Genomic DNA, 17,287 nt, shown 5'->3' on the forward strand with positions numbered 1-17,287 from the left:
GGTGCCCGCAAGCCGACGCGGTCGGCCCTCCCGAGGGGCGAAGGGTGTCGGCGCTGCTTAGCGTGGCAGCGTGAGTCCCCAGACACCGTCCGCCCAGCCGGCCGACAGCAGCGGTGCGCGTCCCGCCGCCCGTCACGGCTGGGTCCAGGCCCTCGTGGCCGTACTGGCCGGGCTGTTCGTCATGGGGATCGTCGCCGCTCTCGGGCTGTGGGCGTCCGGCGCCACCGATCTTCCAGACAACGCCTATCCGCGGGTGGTCGCGGCCACCGTCGTCACGGCGGTCGGCGGCACCATCGAGTTCACCGGCGACGCGGGAGCCATCGCCCAGACCAAGGCGGGTCTCACCGTCATTCCGCTGTCGGTGACCCTGGCCGGAGCGCTGGTGCTCGGGGCGGGATTCCTTCGGCCGCTACGGCACCGCGCCGTCGCCGGGGCCGCGGAACTGGCCGGCTGGGCCGGGCGGCTCCTCGTCCTGTGGCTGCTCGCCCTGATCGGGCTGGCGCTCGCGGCCCGTCAGAACTTCACCGTCGACCTCGGGAACGGCACCATCGGCGCCATCGGCGACCTGTTCGGCGCAACGCCCGAGGTGGGTTTCAAGGCCGCCGTGGCACAGACCCTCGTCTTCGGAGTGCTGTGGCTCGCCGGTGTGTTCGTGATCGCGCTGCTCGTCTCGCGGGGGGCACCGCTCCCCGCCCGGCTGCTGCGCTTCCAGGAATCGGTGCGCCCGGCCGCGTACGCCATGGTGGTCCTGCTGCTCACCTGCGTCGGCCTCGGTGTGATCATCGGGCTGGTGGTGGCGGCGACCCGCGGGCACGCGGCCGAGACGTTCGCCGTGATGCTCCTCGGCCTTCCCAACGTCGTCTGGCTCGCTTTCACCATCGGGCTGGGCGCCACCTGGAACGGCCGGGTGGACGGGCCGTTCGGGCTGCCGATGCCGCATCTGCTCGACGAGGTGCTGCGCACTCCTGACGTGTCCGCGGTCAATCTCGGCACCCTCGCCGACCACGACGGCAGGATCTGGTGGCTGGTGGTCGTCGACGCCGTCCTGCTGCTCGGGGCCGCGTTCCTGATGGCGGCCCGCTCACCGGCCCGGATCCGGGCCTGGCAGCACGCCGTCCACATGGCGGTCGCGCTCGCGCTGACGGTGCTCATGATCTGTCTTCTCGGCCGGATCTCGGCGCACTACGGCCTGTCGATCCTCGGTCTCGGCGACGTCGGCGGTGGTCTGAAGGGGGAGCTCTTCCTGAAGCCCCAGGTGTGGGGCGCCCTCGGCTTCGCCGTGCTGTGGGGGCTGGTCACCGGCTTCCTCGGCGCGCTGCTCGCGAAGCGCGTCCGGCGCAGGGGTGCGGTCAAGGCCTCCGGCTGAGGCCGGCCGCAGACGGGAGGGGCGGTCGCGGCGGGAGGCCGACGGCGGGCGGCACCGGGCCCGGCGGAGCCGGTGCGATCCGACGGCGGCGAAGGCGGGCGCGCCCTGTCCTTCGCCGCGGTGCGGTCCGTCGGCGGCGAAGGACAGGGCGCGCCCGTGTCAGTGCCGGAACACCGGCCGGGCCCAGGCGGGTGGCCCAGGAGGCGGCCCGGGAGGACCGGGTGCGGCATCGGCGTCCATCGGCGAGGCGGTGCCGACCCCGCTCACCGGACCGCGCGCGGCGATCCGCAACGCGCTGACGAAGGCCAGGCACGAGTCGTACCGGTCGTCGGGGCTCTTGGACAGCGCCTTCGCGAGGACGGCGTCGACGGCGTCCGGGATGTCGGGGCGCTTGGTCGTCAGGGCCGGCGGCTGGTCGTACTGGTGGGCCCAGAGCAGCGCCATGTCGTCGTCGCGCTGGAAGGGCGGCTTGCCGACCATCGTCTCGTAGACGACACAGGCGAGGCTGTAGACGTCGCAGCGGCCGTCGACCGGTTTGCCGGAGATCTGCTCCGGTGCCACGTAGTCCAGGGTGCCGACGAACTGTCCGACGCTCGTGAACCCGGTCAGTGACAGGGACTTCTTCGTCAGCCCGAAGTCCGTGAGGTAGACGTGTTCGGGATGGTCGCTGTCGGTGCCCTGGGCCACCAGGATGTTGCCGGGTTTCACGTCCCGGTGCACGAGGCCGTGATCGTGGGCCGCGTCGAGCGCCGAGGCGACCTGGAGGGCGATCCGGGCGGCCACCGTGACCGGCAACGGCCCCTCGCGGTCGAGGAGATGACGCAGGTCGCGCCCGGCGACGTAGCGCATGGCGATGTAGAGGACACCGTCCGTCTCGCCCGCCTCGAAGACGGGCACGATGTGCGGATGGTCGATCGCCGCGGCGACCCGTGACTCGTGGGTGAAGCGGCCGCGGAAGGTGTCGTTGCGGGCGAGTTCCGGGGCGAGCAGTTTGAGGGCGACCGTGCGGTCCAGGCGCAGGTCCTTGGCCTGGTAGACGACGGCCATCCCGCCGCGGCCGATCTCCCGCTCGATCCGGTAGCCGGCGATCTGGCGTCCGATGAGATCGGAGGGGCGCCCCGAGAACACGCTCATGTCGCGCCGGGAGTCCTCGCCCATCAGCGGTCATCCCGGTCGCGCCGGGCGCCGTCCATCAGCCCTCGCCCCGGTCGTCGTCCTCGAAGGTGACCAGCCGGGTGGGTTCGTGGCCGCCGGGAGCGGCTTCCCCCACGATCCGCGTCGGGTCGGCCGCGTGCTCGTGCGCCTTCTTCTTCGGCCCGGGCTCCGGGGCCGGCTCCTTGTCCCGGTCCCGCTCCGGGCCCCGGTCCCGCTCCGGGGCCTGTTCCTGGGGCTGCCCAGCCGTCCGGGGTCGTACGGCCGCGGGGGCGCGCTCGGCCGCGAAGGTGCTCAGCCGCGTCCCGTCGCAGTACACCCACCGCTCGTGCTCACCGTCGTACAGCCACAGCGACTCGCCGTCGACGACCACCCCGATCCGGCTGCCCTGGGTCCGGGCCCTGAAGGTCTCCGCCTCCAGGTCCCCCGACGCCAGGTCCTCGGCCGCCTTGCGGTAGTCGGAGAGCGCCTCCTCCACGCGGGCCAGCAGCGGACGCGGATCGGCCGTGCGGGCGAGCGGACGGGTCGCCGCCGGCGGCACCTGCGGTACGGCGATCAGCAGGCGCCCGTCGACCCAGGCCGACCAGCCGTTCGCGCAGACGACCCGCCCCCAGTCCCCGAGCCGGTCGACGAGCTCGACCGGCAGCAGCGCGTCGAGCGGGGCGGTGGGCCGGGAGGGGTCCGGCGACTCCCAGGCCGGCAGCCCGTCCTGCGGAACGACATGCGTCGGGCGGAAGTCGGGGCTCGTCATCGGCCGTTACTTCCGCATGACCGCGGGCTCGTGCCGCCGCAGCAGCCGGGCCACCAGCCAGCCGAAGACGACGGAGAGCACGACCAGCATCCCCAGGTTGAGCAGCCAGACGCCGGTGGAATGCCGGAACAGCGGGTCTCCGGTCAGGTTGCCGGGAACGATCCTGGAGAGGCCGATCGTCCCGGCCATCGCGCCCAGGGCCCAGCGCGAGGGCACCAGCCAGGCGAGTTGCTCGATGCCGGGAACGCCGTGCAGCTTCAGGAGCGCGCCGCAGAACACCACCTGGACGATCGCCAGCAGCACCAGCAGCGGCATCGTCACCTCCTCCTTGTGCACCAGGGCGGAGACGAGGAGGCCGAGCATCATCGCGGTGAAGGCCAGCAGGGCCACCGCGAGCGTGATCTCCAGGAGCGGTGGCATCAGGACGCCTTTGCCGCCGGGGGCGTTGAGGTCGACGCCGAACAGGGCGACGAGGGTGAGCACGATGGCCTGGAGCACGGTGATGGTGCCGAGGACGACGACCTTGGACATCAGGTACGCCGATCTGGACAGGCCGACGGCCCGTTCCCGCTGGTAGATCGTCCGTTCCTTGACGAGTTCCCGTACGGCGTTGGCAGCGCCGGTCAGCACACCGCCGACGCACAGGATGAGCAGCGCGTTCATCGCCGTGTCCCGGGTCAGTTTGCTGCCGGCCAGGGCCCGCGCCATCGCGCCCATCACGAACGGCAGGGCGATCATGATGGCGAGGAAGGTCCGGTCGGCGCCGAGCGCGGCGGCGTAGCGGCGGACGAGGGTACGCAGCTGGGAGCCCCAGCTCTGGGCCTTGGGCGGTGGTCCGACGAGCGCTCCGGTGGCCTTGTCCGGCATCTTCGGCTGTGACGTCGACTTGTCGATGTACTGACGGTGGAACGGCGAGTCGCGGTACTCCCCCGCCCAGTCCCGGTCCGTGTCGTGCTCGAAGGCCTCGAACGCCTCGGGCCACTGCCGGTAGCCGAAGAAGGCCAGGGTGTCGTCGGGCGGTCCGTAGTAGGCGACCTTGCCCCCGGGCGCGAGGACCAGGAGCCGGTCGCAGACGTCCAGGCTGAGCACGCTGTGGGTGACCACGATGACGGTACGGCCGTCGTCGGCGAGGCCGCGCAGCATGTGCATCACCGAGCGGTCCATGCCCGGGTCGAGGCCGGAGGTCGGTTCGTCGAGGAAGAGCAGCGAGGGCTTGGTCAGCAGTTCGAGGGCCACGCTGACGCGCTTGCGCTGTCCGCCCGACAGGCTGTGGATGGGCTGGTCTGCGCGCTGCCCGAGGCCCAGCTCGCCGATCACCTCGTCGACCCGCGCCAGGCGCTCCTCCTTGGCCGTGTCCTGCGGAAAGCGCAGTTCGGCGGCGTAGGTGAGCGCGCGGCGGACGGTCAGCTGCGCGTGCAGGATGTCGTCCTGCGGGACGAGGCCGATGCGCTGGCGCAACTCGGCGTAGTCGCGGTAGAGGTCGCGGCCGTCGTAGAGCACCGTGCCGTGGTCGGCGGGCCGCTGTCCGGTGAGCGCGTTCAGGAGGGTGGACTTGCCGGCGCCGCTCGGGCCGACGACGGCGAGCAGACATTTCTCGCCGACGGGAAACGCCACCTGGTCCAGAAGCGTCTTGCGGCCCTTGTCCACCTCGACGGTGAGGTCCTGCACGTCGAGGGAGACCTCGCCGCTGTCGACGTACTCCTGCAACTGGTCACCGACGAGACAGAACGCGGAGTGCCCGATGCCGACGATGTCGCCCGGTGTGACCAGGGCGCTCTCGACCGGCTGACCGTTGAGGAAGGTCCCGTTGTGGCTGCCCAGGTCGACGATCTCGTACGTCTCGTCGGGCCGGGCCCGCAGCTCCGCGTGGTTCCGGGAGACGATCAGGTCGTCGATGACCAGGTCGTTGTCGGCGCCGCGGCCGATGCGGACGGTGCGGGAGGGCAGCGGCCGCACGGTGGTCGGCTGTCTGAAGGTGCCGGTGGCGGCCGGCATGGAGACGGCCGAGGGGCGCTCCGCGGCAGGTGGCGGGCGGCGGACGAGGACGGCGCGCGGGCCGTCCGCGGGACTGCCGAAGCGGATGACGCTGCCGGGTCCGACGCCCCATTCGTGGACGCGCCGGCCGTCGGCGTACGTGCCGTTCGTACTGTTCTCGTCCTCCAGCGTCCAGTGATCGGCGTGGGGCCGCAGCACCGCGTGGTGCCACGAGACCCGGACGTCGTCGATCACGACCTCGCACAGGGGGTCGCGCCCGACGTGGTAGTCGTGGTTCGGACTCATCACCGTCGAGCCCGTCTCGGTTTCGAGGACGAGCTCGGGTGCAGTCGCCGCGACCGGCCTCTGTGCCATGCCAGAATTCTAACGATTCGCCCACATGCGCGCCTGATCAGTCTGCGCGGCCGGAACGCCGGGACGGTCAGGCGGCGGAGATGCCGAGCACGGCGGCGGTGCGGTGCATGCGCAGCGCGTCCACCGATTCCGCGAGCAGTTCGTATTCGGTGGTGTCGTCGTTGGTGGAGACGCGAACGAGCTTTCCCGCGGCCAACTCCTCGGCGACGAGCTCCTGTTGCTCCGAGTCACCGCACCAGGCGCGCAGCATCGTCGGGACGTCGGGGACGCTCTCCCCCACCGGTGCGATCGAGTTGGGCGGAAAGGTGGGGTCCTCCGGCTGCGGATCGAGCCGTTCGGCCATCCAGGCCGCCCGGTCCCGCATCCACCACAGGGCCAGCGCGAGGGTCGGCGCGCGATAGGTGCCTAAGGGAACGCCGACTCGCTGACCGCCGCAGATGCCGTACGCGGTGACATGGCACAGGAATTCGTCGTGCACGATCTTCCCCCATTGGCGTCGCTCGTCGCCGGTCCGGCCTCACTTTCCCTGCGGCTCATGGGCAGTGCACCCTGCTGATGCACGGGCGTGGCTGAATTGCCCTACTGATTGAGTATCGTCACTACTGACACACTGTCACCATGTGATTCCAGCCAGTCTGTTGGCATATTCACCGCCTGGATTGGCCGAAACGGCACCGCCGGTGTCCCCGGCCTCCTGACCCGCGGCGCTCCCCCGCAGGTGGTCGACGCTATGAAGGCCTCCCGCCAGGGTGGCCGTATCGCGTCCCGGAGCGGCAGGACCGGCTCCGGATGCGGACCTTGCCCAGGGATACGTTCCTCGATGGAGGCCGGTTCACCCTGTCCGCGAACACCGACCGCTACGAGACCGCGGTCGTCCGCCGCGTCAGCAGGTGCGCGGAATACGGGACGCGTCCCGGTCCGAGCCCAGCCGGGGCGGCGCATGGCGCTCGGCGCTCGGCGCTCGCGATGAGTTTTCGCCCTTCCGGTGGTCTCTTGAAGAGGACGACCACGGGACCGGGAGGACCACATGAGCACCGCGAGCAGACTCGACGCGGAATTCACCGCGGTACTGCGCAAGAGCCCCGAGAAAGGCGGCTGGACCTACGTGGTCTGGCCCGAGTCCGTCGCGTTCTTCGGTACCCGGGGACTGGTCAAGGTCAGCGGCACGATCGACGGCCGCCCCTTCCGCAGCTCGTTCATGGCACTGGGCGACGGCACCCACAAACTGCCGGTCAAGGCCGATGTGCGCAAGGCGATCGGGAAGGAGGAGGGCGACACGGTGACCGTACGCCTGGAGGAACGGATCACCGGGTAGGGGCCGGCACGGCGGAGGCGTCCGTGCCCGTGAGCGCGCGGGCGGCGGTGCCTGAACCAACGCGGAGGCCGGGCTGAACGGCGCCGTGCGGACGACCTGTGGCTGCCGGGGCCACACCGACAGCCACCGCCCGCCGAGGTCCCTGACGCGGACGCGTGCGGCACCAGGGACCTCGGCGAACGCCCGGCGGTCGGCCGGGCGCCGTGGCCCTACGCCTTGACGACCGCGTCGATCCGGGCGAGCTCGTCCTCGGAGAACTCCAGGTTGCCGATCGCCGCGACGCTGTCCTCCAGCTGCCGCGGGCTGCTCGCGCCGATCAGGGCGGAGGTGACCCGGCCGCCGCGCAGCACCCAGGCCAGCGCCAGCTGGGCCAGCGACTGGCCGCGGGACTTGGCGATCTCGTCAAGGGTGCGCAGCCGGCCCACGAGGTCCTCGGTGACCTTGTCCGCGCTCAGGAACGGGCTGTCGCTCGCGGCCCGCGAGTCATCCGGGATGCCGTCGAGGTAGCGGCCGGTGAGCAGGCCCTGCTCCAGCGGCGAGTACGCGATGGAGCCCACCTGGAGCTCGTCGAGCGCGTCGAGCAGGCCCTCGTCCTCGGGACGCCGGTCGAGCATCGAGTAGCGCGGCTGGTGGATGAGCAGCGGGGTGCCCAGCTCGGCCAGGATCCGGGCGGCGTCGCGGGTCTGCTCCGCCGAGTAGTTCGAGACGCCGACGTACAGCGCCTTGCCCTGCTGGACCGCCGAGTGCAGGGCGCCCATCGTCTCCTCCAGGGGAGTCTCCGGGTCGGGGCGGTGCGAGTAGAAGATGTCGACGTGGTCCAGGCCCATCCGGCCCAGGCTCTGGTCGAGCGAGGACAGCAGGTACTTGCGCGAGCCCCATTCGCCGTACGGGCCCGGCCACATCAGGTATCCGGCCTTGGTCGAGACGATCAGCTCGTCGCGGTGGTGCGCGAAGTCGGCCTTCAGCGCGTCGCCGAGGGCGGACTCGGCGGCACCGGGCGGCGGGCCGTAGTTGTTCGCCAGGTCGAAGTGGGTGACGCCGAGGTCGAAGGCGCGGCGCAGGATGGCGCGCTGGACGTCCACGGGCCGGTCGGGGCCGAAGTTGTGCCACAGGCCGAGCGACAGCGCGGGGAGCTTCAGGCCGCTGCGCCCGGTGCGCCGGTAGGGCATGTCCGCGTAACGGTCGGGGTGTGGGGTGTACAACGCGTACTCCTGGGGGCCGGGGAAACAGGTCTCCACTCTCGCGCGCCCCATGGGCAGCAGTCCAACGGGAGGATCGGATGGCATTGAGCGATCCCGCTTCTCAATGGGGCCTGCGCCCCCACCACGGCCCTTACCCTTGTGCCTCATGGAACTGCGCCACCTCCAGCACTTCGTCGCCGTCGCCGAGGACCGGCACTTCACCCGTGCGGCGGAACGGCTGATGGTGTCGCAGTCGGGCCTGTCGTCGTCGATCCGCGCGCTGGAGCGGGAGCTTCAGGCGCCCCTGTTCGTCCGTACGACCCGCCGGGTCACCCTCACGGAGGCCGGTCGCGCCCTGTTCGTCGAGGCGGAGCGGATCCTCGCCCAGGTGCGTTCGGCGCACGACGCCGTGGCCGCCGTACAGGGCGTCCTGCGCGGCACTCTGTCCTTGGGCACCGAACAGTGCATCGCGGGCGTGCACTGCGCCAAGCTGCTCGCCGCGTTCCGGCGGCGCCATCCGGACGTGGAGATCCGGCTGCGGCAGGCGGGTTCCGAGGCACTGGCCGAGGAGGTCGCGGCGGGCCGTCTGGACCTGGCGTTCGCCGTACGGACGCGGGCCGACTCCGAGCATCTGCGCTCGGTCCCGCTGACCGGTGAGCCGATGACCGTGCTCTGCCACCCGGAACACCGTCTCGCGACCGCCGCCGTGGTGACGCCCGAGGAACTGGGCGAGGAGGCCTTCGTCGACTTCCACCCCGACTGGGGTCCGCGGCGCACCACCGACGCGGCGTTCGCGGCGGCGGGCGTGCAGCGGACCGTGGCCCTGGAGGTCAACGACGTCCACAGCCTTCTGGAGCTCGTCCACGAGGGACTCGGAATCGCCGTCGTACCACGCCACTTCGGCCTCAAACGCGAGGCCCGCGCGCTGACCGCGCTCCCCTTCAAGGGCCCCGTCGAAGGGTCGTACGAGACCGTCGCGATGCTCCCGCCCCCGGAGGCCACGAGCCCGGCCGCGCGGGCCCTGATGATGCTCCTCGACACCTCCCGGGACGGCGTCTGAGCCCAAGGGCCCACCGGCCGGCCGTCCACCCGGGACGTCCGCCTGCGGGTGCGGCGGGTGTCGTGGACGCATCACTGGGCCCAACACCCGGAGTTCCGGACGCAGGGACGGGCGTGATGCGCGATGGTGGATCCATGCTTGCCAAGGACATCCTCATCGACGGATTCGGCCGCATCCGGGAAGAAGTCCATGCCGCCGTCGACGGCCTGCCGCCGGACGACCTCAACGCCCGCCCCAGCGAGACCGCCAACTCGATCTCATGGCTGGTCTGGCATCTCACCCGGGTCCAGGACGACCACGTCGCCGACGCCGCCGGAACCGACCAGGTCTGGCTCACCGACGAGTGGGCCAAACGCTTCGGGCTCGACCTGCCCCTGCGCGACACGGGCTACGGCCACACGTCGGCGAAGGTCGCCCGGGTACGGGTGGAGTCGGGTGACCTGCTGCTCGGCTACTACGACGCCGTGCACGAGCGGACCCTCGCGTTCATCGGCGGGCTGGCCGCCCAGGACTTCGAGCGCGTCGTGGACGAACGCTGGGATCCGCCGGTCACCCTGGGCGTACGCCTGGTCAGCGTCCTGTCCGACGATCTCCAGCACGTCGGACAGGCCGCCTACGTACGCGGACTCGTTCAGCAGGCGTAGCCCGGAAGCACGACGTCCTCGATGAGGACCTTGCGCTCGTCGTAGGGGATGAACGCGCTCTTGACCGCGTTCACCGTGACGGTGCGCAGGTCCTCGATGCCCCAGCCCGCCTCCTCGACGAGCAGCGACATCTCGCGGGTCATCGTCGTGCCCGAGACCAGCCGGTTGTCGGTGTTGAGGGTGACGCGGAAGCCCAGGTCGCGCAGGGCGGTGATGGGGTGCTCGGCGATGGAGTCGGCCGCGCCGGTCTGGAGGTTGGAGGTCGGGCACATCTCCAGGGCGATACGGCGGTCGCGCACCCATCCCGCGAGGCGGCCGAGCTTGCCGTCCACGATGTCCTCGGTGATGCGGACGCCATGCCCGATGCGCTGGGCGCCGCACACCTGGAGGGCCTGGTGGATGCTGGGCAGACCGTGCGCCTCACCGGCGTGGATGGTGAACGGGACGCTCTCGCCGCGCAGGTGCTCGAAGGCGGCCAGGTGGTCGGCGGGCGGGAAGCCGTCCTCGGCGCCCGCGATGTCGAAGCCGACGACCCCGGCGTCCCGGAACGCCACCGCGAGGTCGGCGATCTCCCGGGTCCGGTCGAACATCCGCATGCCGCACAGCAGGGTCCCGACGCGCACCGGGGTGCCCGCGGCGGCCGCCTTGGCCATGCCGGCCGCGAGACCCTCCTGCACGGTCTCGACGACCTCCGGCAGGGTGAGCCCGCCGTTCACCATCAGCTCGGGCGCGTAGCGCACCTCGCCGTAGACGACACCGTCCTCGGCGAGGTCGAGGACGTACTCCTCGGCCGTGCGCAGCAGGCCCTCGCGGGACTGCATCACGGCGAGGGTGTGCTCGAAGGTGGCTATGTAGCGCACCAGGTCACCGGAGTTGGCGGCCTCGTAGTACCAGTCGGCCAGTGCCTGCGGGTCCGTGGTGGGCAGGGTGTGGCCGACCGTCTCCGCGAGCTCGACCAGGGTGGCCGGGCGCAGACCGCCGTCGAGGTGGTCGTGCAGGACCGCCTTCGGCAGGCGGCGGATCGTGTCGATGTCGATGCGGTGCGCGGTCATGTGCGGTGTTCCTCGGGAGGTGGGTTCGGGGCGGGAGGGTACTGCGCGATGCGGAAGGTGCGGGAGATCCCGGTCAGCCGGCGGGCTGGAGCAGGTCCCAGCGGTTGCCGTACAGATCCTGGAAGACGACGACCGAGCCGTACGGCTCGTGGCGCGGCTCCTCCAGGAAGGTCACGCCCGCGGCGCTCATCCGGGCGTGGTCGCGGGCGAAGTCGTCGGTGTACAGGAAGAAGCCGACGCGTCCGCCGGTCTGGTCGCCGACCCGGCCGCGCTGCGCATCGTCCTTGGCGCGGGCCAGCAGCAACCCGCTTCCGCCGCCGTCCACGCCCGGCTCGACCACGACCCAGCGGGAGCCGTCGGGCCTCGGGGTGTCCTCGACGAGGCGGAAACCGAGGGCTTCGGTGTAGTGGCGGACGGCCTCGTCGTAGTCGTCGACGACGAGGGTGACCAGGGCGATGCGTCTCATCGGACCTCTCCAGGGTTATACGTAACACGTAGGGTACGGCATTCCGCCGGACTGTCCGGAGGCGGTCTTTCGGGGGAGGGAGGGACGGGGGTTCGCCGGGGGTTCGAGGGGCTTTCTCCACCGGGGGGTGGGGTGGCGATCTTCGTCGGTCGACACGGCCGGCGATCTTCGTCGGTCGACACGGGAACGATCCCGGCGCCCAATCGTCTACAGTTGTGTAGACGATTACAGCAATGGAGTTGGCGCGGGCTAGGTGTTCTGCCGTGTGCGCGCCTGCCGTGGAAAGGGGCCACATCCATGTCCGCCGCCGCCCCGGGTGCCGTACCCGCGCCCGAGGCCGATGTCCCTCCGGCTCGGCCGTGAAGCGCCAGGACACCGGCGACATCGCCGGTTCGACGGCGGTGGGAAGCCTGGTCGCGTTCGTCCTGCTGACGCTGATCGTGACCGGTCACCACGGTGCCCCCTTGTTCGGTGACGAGGAGCTCGCCTCCTGGTCGCTCACGCACCGCCCGGACGTGGCCCTCGCCCTGGCACGCGGCGTGACCTCCACCGGCACAGGAGTCATCGCCTACGGGCTGGTCGTCGTGGCCGGACTTCTCCTCGGACGGAACGCACGTCAGCGGGTCCGCACGGTCGCCGCCTGCGTGGGCTGTCTGGCGGCCGCGCAGGCCGTGCGGTTCACCGTGATGTCACTGGTCGCCCGCCCCCGTCCCCCCGTGGCGGACTGGGCCACCCATGCCTCGGGCTGGTCCTTCCCCTCCGGTCACACGACCACGTCCGCCGTCACCGGGGGACTTCTCGTCCTCGCGGTGCTCGCCCGGGCGCCGCGGCACAAGAGAACCCTCGTCACGCTCATCGGCTGCTGGGCCGTGCTGGTCGGCCTCTCCCGCGTCTACCTGGGTGTGCACTGGTTCTCCGACGTCGTCGGCGGCTGGCTGTTCGCCATCTGCTGGCTGAGCCTGCTCTTCTACGCCCTCGCACGGTTCCTCCCCCGCGCTCTCTCCGCGATATCGGCGCCCCGTCTCCGCCCAGGTCCCACGACGGAAGAGCGCCACGATGCATCCCACGACCAGCGCGACGTCCCCCCTGACCCTGCTCCGTAGCCATCTCGGCTGGGCGGTGGGCGTCGCCTATCTGGCCGCCGCCACAATCCCTGCCCCGGGTCTGTGGCTGCGCCGCACTCACTGGCTCGGCCCTGCCTGGTTCTTCGAACTCCCTTTCAGGACGGCTCCTTTCCTGCTGTCCCTGGTCCTGTTCACCGCCGGCATGCAGGTGCCGCTGAACGAATTGCGGGCGCTTCTCGGCCGTCCCACCGCATTGCTGACGGGCCTCGCTCTGCACCTCGTCGCACCCCTGGTGATCATCCCGGGGGTCGCGTTCGCGCTGCGGCAGTCCCCCGACAGCGACGGGGGCAGCGGGCTGATCACGGCGATGATCCTCATCGTGGCGATGCCGGTGGCGGCAGGGGCCACGGTGTGGACCGGCAAGGGGGAGGGCTGTCAGCCGACGGCGGTGGGCCTCGTCCTGGCGTCCACGATCGTCAGTCCGCTCACCTTCCCGGTGACCCTGACGACCCTGTGCCCACTGCTGCACGGCACGTACGCGGGCTCACTCGCGGACGCGGCCCGGACCGCGGGCAGCGGTTTCGCCCTCACGGGGGTATTGCTGCCGTGCGGGGCCGGAATCCTGTGCCGGCTCGTGCTGCCCCGGCGCCCATCCGCCCACCTGCTCGGGGCAGCGGCGCCCGCGGCGATACTCGCCTCGCTGCTCCTGACGTACGTCAACGCGAGCGGAGCCCTCGGCCCCTTCCTCGCCCACCCCGAGCCGGTCCTGCTCACCGCCGCGGTGGCCGTCGCGGCCATCGTCTGCGGGCTGTCGTTCGCGCTGGGCCTGGTCACCGCCCGCGCACTGCGCCTCGACGCCCCGGCGGGCGCGTCGGTCACCCTGGCCTGCGGGATGAACAACAGCAGCGCCAGCGCCGTCCTGATCACGACGACACTCCCCGACAGGCCACACGTCCTGCTGCCGGTGCTGGCTTACAGCCTGTTGCAGAAAATGGCCGCGGGACGGGTCGTACGGGCCGGAGGACGATCCCGTGCCCAGACCTGACGGGCCGGTCCGCGGCACCGTTTCCGCCGCCGCGGACCAGGGCGACTTTCTCGGCCCGACCCCCACCTCGCGCTGCCGGCAACCAGAGGATCGTTGGTCGTTGTTGGTTGCTGGTTGCTGGTAGCTGGTTGCTCGCTGATCGTTGGGCGCGTCCGTGCGCGGGATGAGGGTGGAGGGTGGAGGGTCCCTGCCCCGGCGAGGCAGGGACCCTCGGCATCACACGCCTCCGGTGACCCGGGCGTGGAGCGCGTCAAGGCCGGCGAGCTGCGCGTCCGTCAGACGCAGGGCGCCTGCCGCGATGTTGTCGGCCAGATGGTCGGGGTTGCCGGTGCCGGGGATGGCGAGCACGTGCGGGCCCTGATGGAGGGTCCAGGCGAGCCGGACCTGGACGGGTGTCGCGTCGTGCGCCTCGGCGACGGCGATGACCTCCGCCTCGTCGCCGCCCGCGGGACCCAGCGACCCACCGTTGCCCGCGATGGCGAAGAACGGCACGAAGGCGATGCCGAGTTCGCGGCAGGCCCGCAGTACGGCGTCGCCCGCACCGTCGGAGGACGGCAGGCCGAGGCCGTACCGGTTCTGCACCGCGACCACCGGTGCGATGGCCCGCGCTTCGTCGAGATGCCGGGCCTCGATGTCGGAGACGCCGAGATGCCGGATCAGTCCGGCGTCGCGCAACTCGGCCAGCGCTCCGAAGTGTTCGGCGATCGAGTCCTGTCGCATACGGCGCAGATACACCAGGTCCAGGTGATCGCGGCCGAGCTGGCGCAGGTTCTCCTCGACGTGGGACCGCAGTTGGTCCGGCCGGGCCGCGTCGCCCCACTCCCCCGCGTAGTCCCGGAAGGGCCCGACCTTGGTGGCGATGACCAAGTCGTCGGCGTACGGCGCGAGGGCGCTGTTGATCAGTTCGTTCGCGGAGCGCAGCGAGGAGAAGTAGAAGGCAGCGGTGTCGATGTGGTCGACGCCGAGCTCAACCGCCCGCCGCAGCACGGCGATCGAGCGTGCGTGCTCGCTCGGCGTCCCATGATGGAAGGCGGCGCTCCCCGTCAGCCGCATCGCGCCGAATCCGACACGGTTGACGGTGAGTTCACCGAGTGCCCAGGTACCCGCGGCTGCCGCGGTGATCGCTTCTACGGTCATCGCGGCAGTCTCGCATGAGGTCTCGGGAGCCACGTGCGCAGATTCGAACCCTGACAGGGGTTTCCGACGCGGTGGCCGTGTTCAGGTGCCTTCCCGTGTGCTTCCGACGCCGGGTGATCAGGCGACCTGGGTGGCTGCCTGTTGGACGGCCTTGTCGATGTCGTCGGTGCTGACGTCGAGCTCCTTGGCGATCTGCTTCTCGGCCTTCAGCTCGGCCTTCTCCAGGGCCTGTGAGAGCGTGCTCGCACCGACGATCACGAGGGCGGCCTCTCCCTCGTCGATGAGCTCGCCGAACTCCTTGACGTCCACCCGTGACATGCCACGCCAGAGGTGGCCGCCCACACCTCCCACGGCTGCGCCGACGAGGGCGGTGCCGATGACCGCCGGCGGGAACAGCAGGCCGACGACCGCGCCGGCGGCGGCTCCGCCCCATGCCCCGTGCCGCGTGGCCGTCTCGTCCTTGTTCACGTGGACCTTGCCGGCCTCGTCCTTGGTGACCACGGAAGCGTCGTAGGTGCCGACCGCGCCCGCTTTGTGAAGGTCCTTGACGATCTCGTAGTCGGCTCGTGCCGCGGCTTCGCTGGGGTAGGTGCCGATGTAGATGAAGACCGCGTCGGGCTTGGCCATGATGTCGCTCCCGTCTGTGCTCGCCATGCTCGGCGGACCACGGCGCCTGGCTGCGGCCGCACTGCACGACCGTTGCAGGCTGCCGCCGACTCGCTCATGACTTCATGCTGCGCGCTCCCCGGCAGGGCTGCATCCGCTCGTACTCATGGCATGGGGCCTGGAGCGGGCACGGGAGGCTGGTCCGGCCAGGCGAACGCGTACCGGGGATCGCCCCCGCGGCTCAGCCGTACGAAGCGCAGGAGTTCACGAACGATCCCCGCGTTCCCCATGGCCCAGCCGGTGCACGGTTCGAGGTCGCTCGGGGTGGCCCGGTGTTCGTGGTTGGACCAGCGGGCGCCTTCGCTGTCCCGGATCGCGCGGGTGGCGAGATCCCTGACGAGGACGTGGGCGAAGTCGTACGGGTCGTGCTGTTCGGCGATCCGGTCGCAGGCCAGGGCGAGCACGCCCGCCGTTCCGCAGCAGCGGCCGTTGTTGTCCCAGAAGCCGGGGCGGGGTCGCCGGGGCAGGCCGGAGTGGGTGACCGTGTGCCAGCAGCGGTCGGCGAGGGCCGGCCAGACCGGGTCGGTCGTGATGTCTCTCAGCATCCGGAAGACCTGGGCGTCGCCGGCCGGGCCGTGGCACCAGCCGTAGCTGTGGGACTCGATGACGTCGGGGCGGAACTGCGGGGTGGAGTGCGGCACCAGGAATCCCTCCGGCCCCGCTTCGTCGCGCGCCACGACGTCGGCGGCACCGGCGAGCGCCAGTTCGACCAGGTCCGTACGGCCGGTGGCCACGCCGACCCGGGCGAGCGCCGAGACGATGCCGAGCGTGCCGTGGGATATGTGATGCAGACGGGAGTCGATATCCGCGCGATGGGCCCAATGAACGCCCGCCGGGGTCTCCTCCGCCGTCCGCAGGTACGGTTCCACGGCGAGGACGGCCAGTTCGGCGTCGCCGGCCAGAAGTGCGCCGAGGCCGATCCCCGCGTTGCCGCCCATCAGCTCGAACAGCTCGCCCCAGCGGGTCCCGTCGAATCGTGACCGTACGAGTTCCAGCGCGCGGTCGGCGGCGGTGCCGGCAGCCGTGTCGCCGAGTTCTTCGTGAAGGGTCCGCAGGACGAGAGCCATTCCCGTGCGGCCGAAGTAGAGGGAGTCGTCGTCGATGCCGTCGACGGAGTCCGTGAGGCTGCGGGCCGCGCGCAGGGCGGCGTCGGCGTAGGAGTCGTCGCCGAAGTGTCGCCACGCCTCCAGGAGTACGGGGACGTTTCCGGCCGTACCGCTGTAGAGCGTCGGGTCCGGCTCGTCGTCCGAGGGTCTTGTCGTCCAGGCGAGGCCGCCTCGTGGGGTTCCGCGCGCCGCCTCGATCAGCCACCGCAGCCCGTCCACGGCGAGTCCCTCGACCTCGTCGATCCCCACAGCCATGCCTTCTGATGCCGTCACGGGCCCACCCTCGCATGATCTTCCGGACCCGCCCAAGGGGCGCCGGCGCATCGCGAGAGCCACCGCCGCTGACCGACAAGCCCGGACCGCGCCGTGCGACGGCCGACATCAGCCCCTGGCCGGTCCATCAATCGATCAAGAGGCAGCCGTGGTCGACGGAGTGCAGACGCTCATTCGGTGCCGGTTCCGGACTGGTGCAGCATTCGGGTCACGAGCAGGGCGCCTCCGGCCGCTGCCCCTACCGCTCCCGCGGCCAGGAAACTCCGCGAGGAACGCCAGGACAGGACCGACCATCGCGACTGGGCGGAGAACAACGACCCCGTGCTCAGCCACGAACCGGTGGACATCAGGGACAGGGCGGAACCGATCGAGCCGGCCGACAGGGCGCTTCCGATCGAGCCGACCGACAAGGCCGAACCGATGGACCCCACGGACAGCACCGATCCCACGGAGCCGATCGACAACACGGAGTCCTGTGACCACAACGACAGCACGGAGCCGGAGGAGCCACAGCGGACCGACCGTACGGACAGTTTTGTCATGAGGTCATCTTGCCCGTCGTCGTTCCGCCTCGGGCGGTCGCGGACGAAAGACGCGGGTCCGGGTGAGGACCTTCCGGCATCTGGCTCACCGCCCGCTTCACCGGCCCGCAGTGCAGTC

Annotated in this window: 17 protein-coding genes; 6 read left to right on the forward strand and 11 right to left on the reverse strand. The window is 71.2% G+C overall.

All coding sequences use genetic code 11. From position 1 onward, the window contains the following. Nucleotides 1-70: 70 nt before the first annotated feature. A complete protein-coding gene (locus ACIQRL_RS40170; RefSeq protein ID WP_401341164.1) occupies nt 71-1,366 on the forward strand; it encodes a streptophobe family protein in 1,296 nt (431 codons plus the stop codon). A 159-nt stretch (nt 1,367-1,525) separates the two neighbouring features. On the opposite strand, the gene ACIQRL_RS40175 is transcribed toward ACIQRL_RS40170, so the two are convergent. The 4 genes from ACIQRL_RS40175 to ACIQRL_RS40190 form a co-directional block, all read right to left on the reverse strand. Continuing rightward, complete coding sequence (locus ACIQRL_RS40175) at nt 1,526-2,524, reverse strand: serine/threonine-protein kinase (RefSeq protein ID WP_401341166.1); 999 nt, start codon at nt 2,522-2,524, stop codon at nt 1,526-1,528. A 34-nt stretch (nt 2,525-2,558) separates the two neighbouring features. Further along, nucleotides 2,559-3,269 (reverse strand): hypothetical protein, encoded by a 711-nt coding sequence (locus tag ACIQRL_RS40180; protein WP_401341169.1) that lies wholly within the window; start codon nt 3,267-3,269, stop codon nt 2,559-2,561. Between the two features lie 6 nt (nt 3,270-3,275). After that, the gene (locus ACIQRL_RS40185) at nt 3,276-5,618 is read right to left on the reverse strand and encodes an FHA domain-containing protein (protein WP_401341171.1); all 2,343 of its coding nucleotides are present in this window, start codon (nt 5,616-5,618) and stop codon (nt 3,276-3,278) included. Between the two features lie 67 nt (nt 5,619-5,685). Next, the gene (locus ACIQRL_RS40190; RefSeq protein WP_328557338.1) at nt 5,686-6,096 is read right to left on the reverse strand and encodes a hypothetical protein; all 411 of its coding nucleotides are present in this window, start codon (nt 6,094-6,096) and stop codon (nt 5,686-5,688) included. Between the two features lie 549 nt (nt 6,097-6,645). Between ACIQRL_RS40190 and ACIQRL_RS40195 the strand changes: the two genes are divergently transcribed. Next, nucleotides 6,646-6,933, forward strand: a complete 288-nt coding sequence (locus ACIQRL_RS40195) for a DUF1905 domain-containing protein (RefSeq protein ID WP_401341173.1) — start codon at nt 6,646-6,648, stop codon at nt 6,931-6,933. 209 nt (nt 6,934-7,142) lie between these two features. On the opposite strand, the gene mgrA is transcribed toward ACIQRL_RS40195, so the two are convergent. Further along, nucleotides 7,143-8,135, reverse strand: coding sequence for an L-glyceraldehyde 3-phosphate reductase (gene mgrA / locus ACIQRL_RS40200; RefSeq protein WP_401341230.1), 993 nt, complete (start codon nt 8,133-8,135; stop codon nt 7,143-7,145). Nucleotides 8,136-8,280: 145 nt separating this feature from the next. On the opposite strand from mgrA, the gene ACIQRL_RS40205 reads away from it, so the two are divergent. Then, a complete protein-coding gene (locus ACIQRL_RS40205) occupies nt 8,281-9,174 on the forward strand; it encodes a LysR family transcriptional regulator (protein ID WP_401341174.1) in 894 nt (297 codons plus the stop codon). Nucleotides 9,175-9,308: 134 nt separating this feature from the next. After that, the gene (locus ACIQRL_RS40210) at nt 9,309-9,818 is read left to right on the forward strand and encodes a DUF664 domain-containing protein (RefSeq protein WP_401341176.1); all 510 of its coding nucleotides are present in this window, start codon (nt 9,309-9,311) and stop codon (nt 9,816-9,818) included. Here ACIQRL_RS40210 and ACIQRL_RS40215 read toward each other — a convergent pair. Both ACIQRL_RS40215 and ACIQRL_RS40220 read right to left on the reverse strand, forming a co-directional pair. Further along, a complete protein-coding gene (locus tag ACIQRL_RS40215) occupies nt 9,806-10,870 on the reverse strand; it encodes an adenosine deaminase (RefSeq protein ID WP_401341179.1) in 1,065 nt (354 codons plus the stop codon). The genes ACIQRL_RS40210 and ACIQRL_RS40215 overlap by 13 nt on opposite strands. A 73-nt stretch (nt 10,871-10,943) precedes the next feature. After that, entirely contained in the window at nt 10,944-11,336 is a 393-nt protein-coding gene (locus ACIQRL_RS40220; protein WP_401341180.1) for a VOC family protein, read from the reverse strand. A 359-nt stretch (nt 11,337-11,695) separates the two neighbouring features. Here ACIQRL_RS40220 and ACIQRL_RS40225 point away from each other — a divergent pair, with 359 nt between their 5' ends. Both ACIQRL_RS40225 and ACIQRL_RS40230 read left to right on the forward strand, forming a co-directional pair. Further along, complete coding sequence (locus tag ACIQRL_RS40225) at nt 11,696-12,439, forward strand: phosphatase PAP2 family protein (protein WP_401341183.1); 744 nt, start codon at nt 11,696-11,698, stop codon at nt 12,437-12,439. After that, the gene (locus ACIQRL_RS40230; protein ID WP_401341185.1) at nt 12,393-13,445 is read left to right on the forward strand and encodes a sodium-dependent transporter; all 1,053 of its coding nucleotides are present in this window, start codon (nt 12,393-12,395) and stop codon (nt 13,443-13,445) included. The genes ACIQRL_RS40225 and ACIQRL_RS40230 overlap by 47 nt, the downstream gene beginning before the upstream one ends. Before the next feature lie 216 nt (nt 13,446-13,661). Here ACIQRL_RS40230 and ACIQRL_RS40235 read toward each other — a convergent pair whose 3' ends face one another. The 4 genes from ACIQRL_RS40235 to ACIQRL_RS40250 form a co-directional block, all read right to left on the reverse strand. Continuing rightward, nucleotides 13,662-14,582, reverse strand: coding sequence for an aldo/keto reductase (locus ACIQRL_RS40235; RefSeq protein ID WP_401341188.1), 921 nt, complete (start codon nt 14,580-14,582; stop codon nt 13,662-13,664). Nucleotides 14,583-14,699: 117 nt separating this feature from the next. After that, a complete protein-coding gene (locus ACIQRL_RS40240) occupies nt 14,700-15,236 on the reverse strand; it encodes a DUF1269 domain-containing protein (protein WP_401341190.1) in 537 nt (178 codons plus the stop codon). 116 nt (nt 15,237-15,352) lie between these two features. Further along, complete coding sequence (locus ACIQRL_RS40245) at nt 15,353-16,609, reverse strand: lanthionine synthetase LanC family protein (RefSeq protein WP_401341231.1); 1,257 nt, start codon at nt 16,607-16,609, stop codon at nt 15,353-15,355. A 188-nt stretch (nt 16,610-16,797) separates the two neighbouring features. Further along, nucleotides 16,798-17,169, reverse strand: a complete 372-nt coding sequence (locus tag ACIQRL_RS40250) for a hypothetical protein (RefSeq protein ID WP_401341192.1) — start codon at nt 17,167-17,169, stop codon at nt 16,798-16,800. Nucleotides 17,170-17,287 lie beyond the last annotated feature (118 nt).

Source organism: Streptomyces sp. NPDC091209 (assembly GCF_044757755.1).
Lineage (GTDB): Bacteria > Actinomycetota > Actinomycetes > Streptomycetales > Streptomycetaceae > Streptomyces.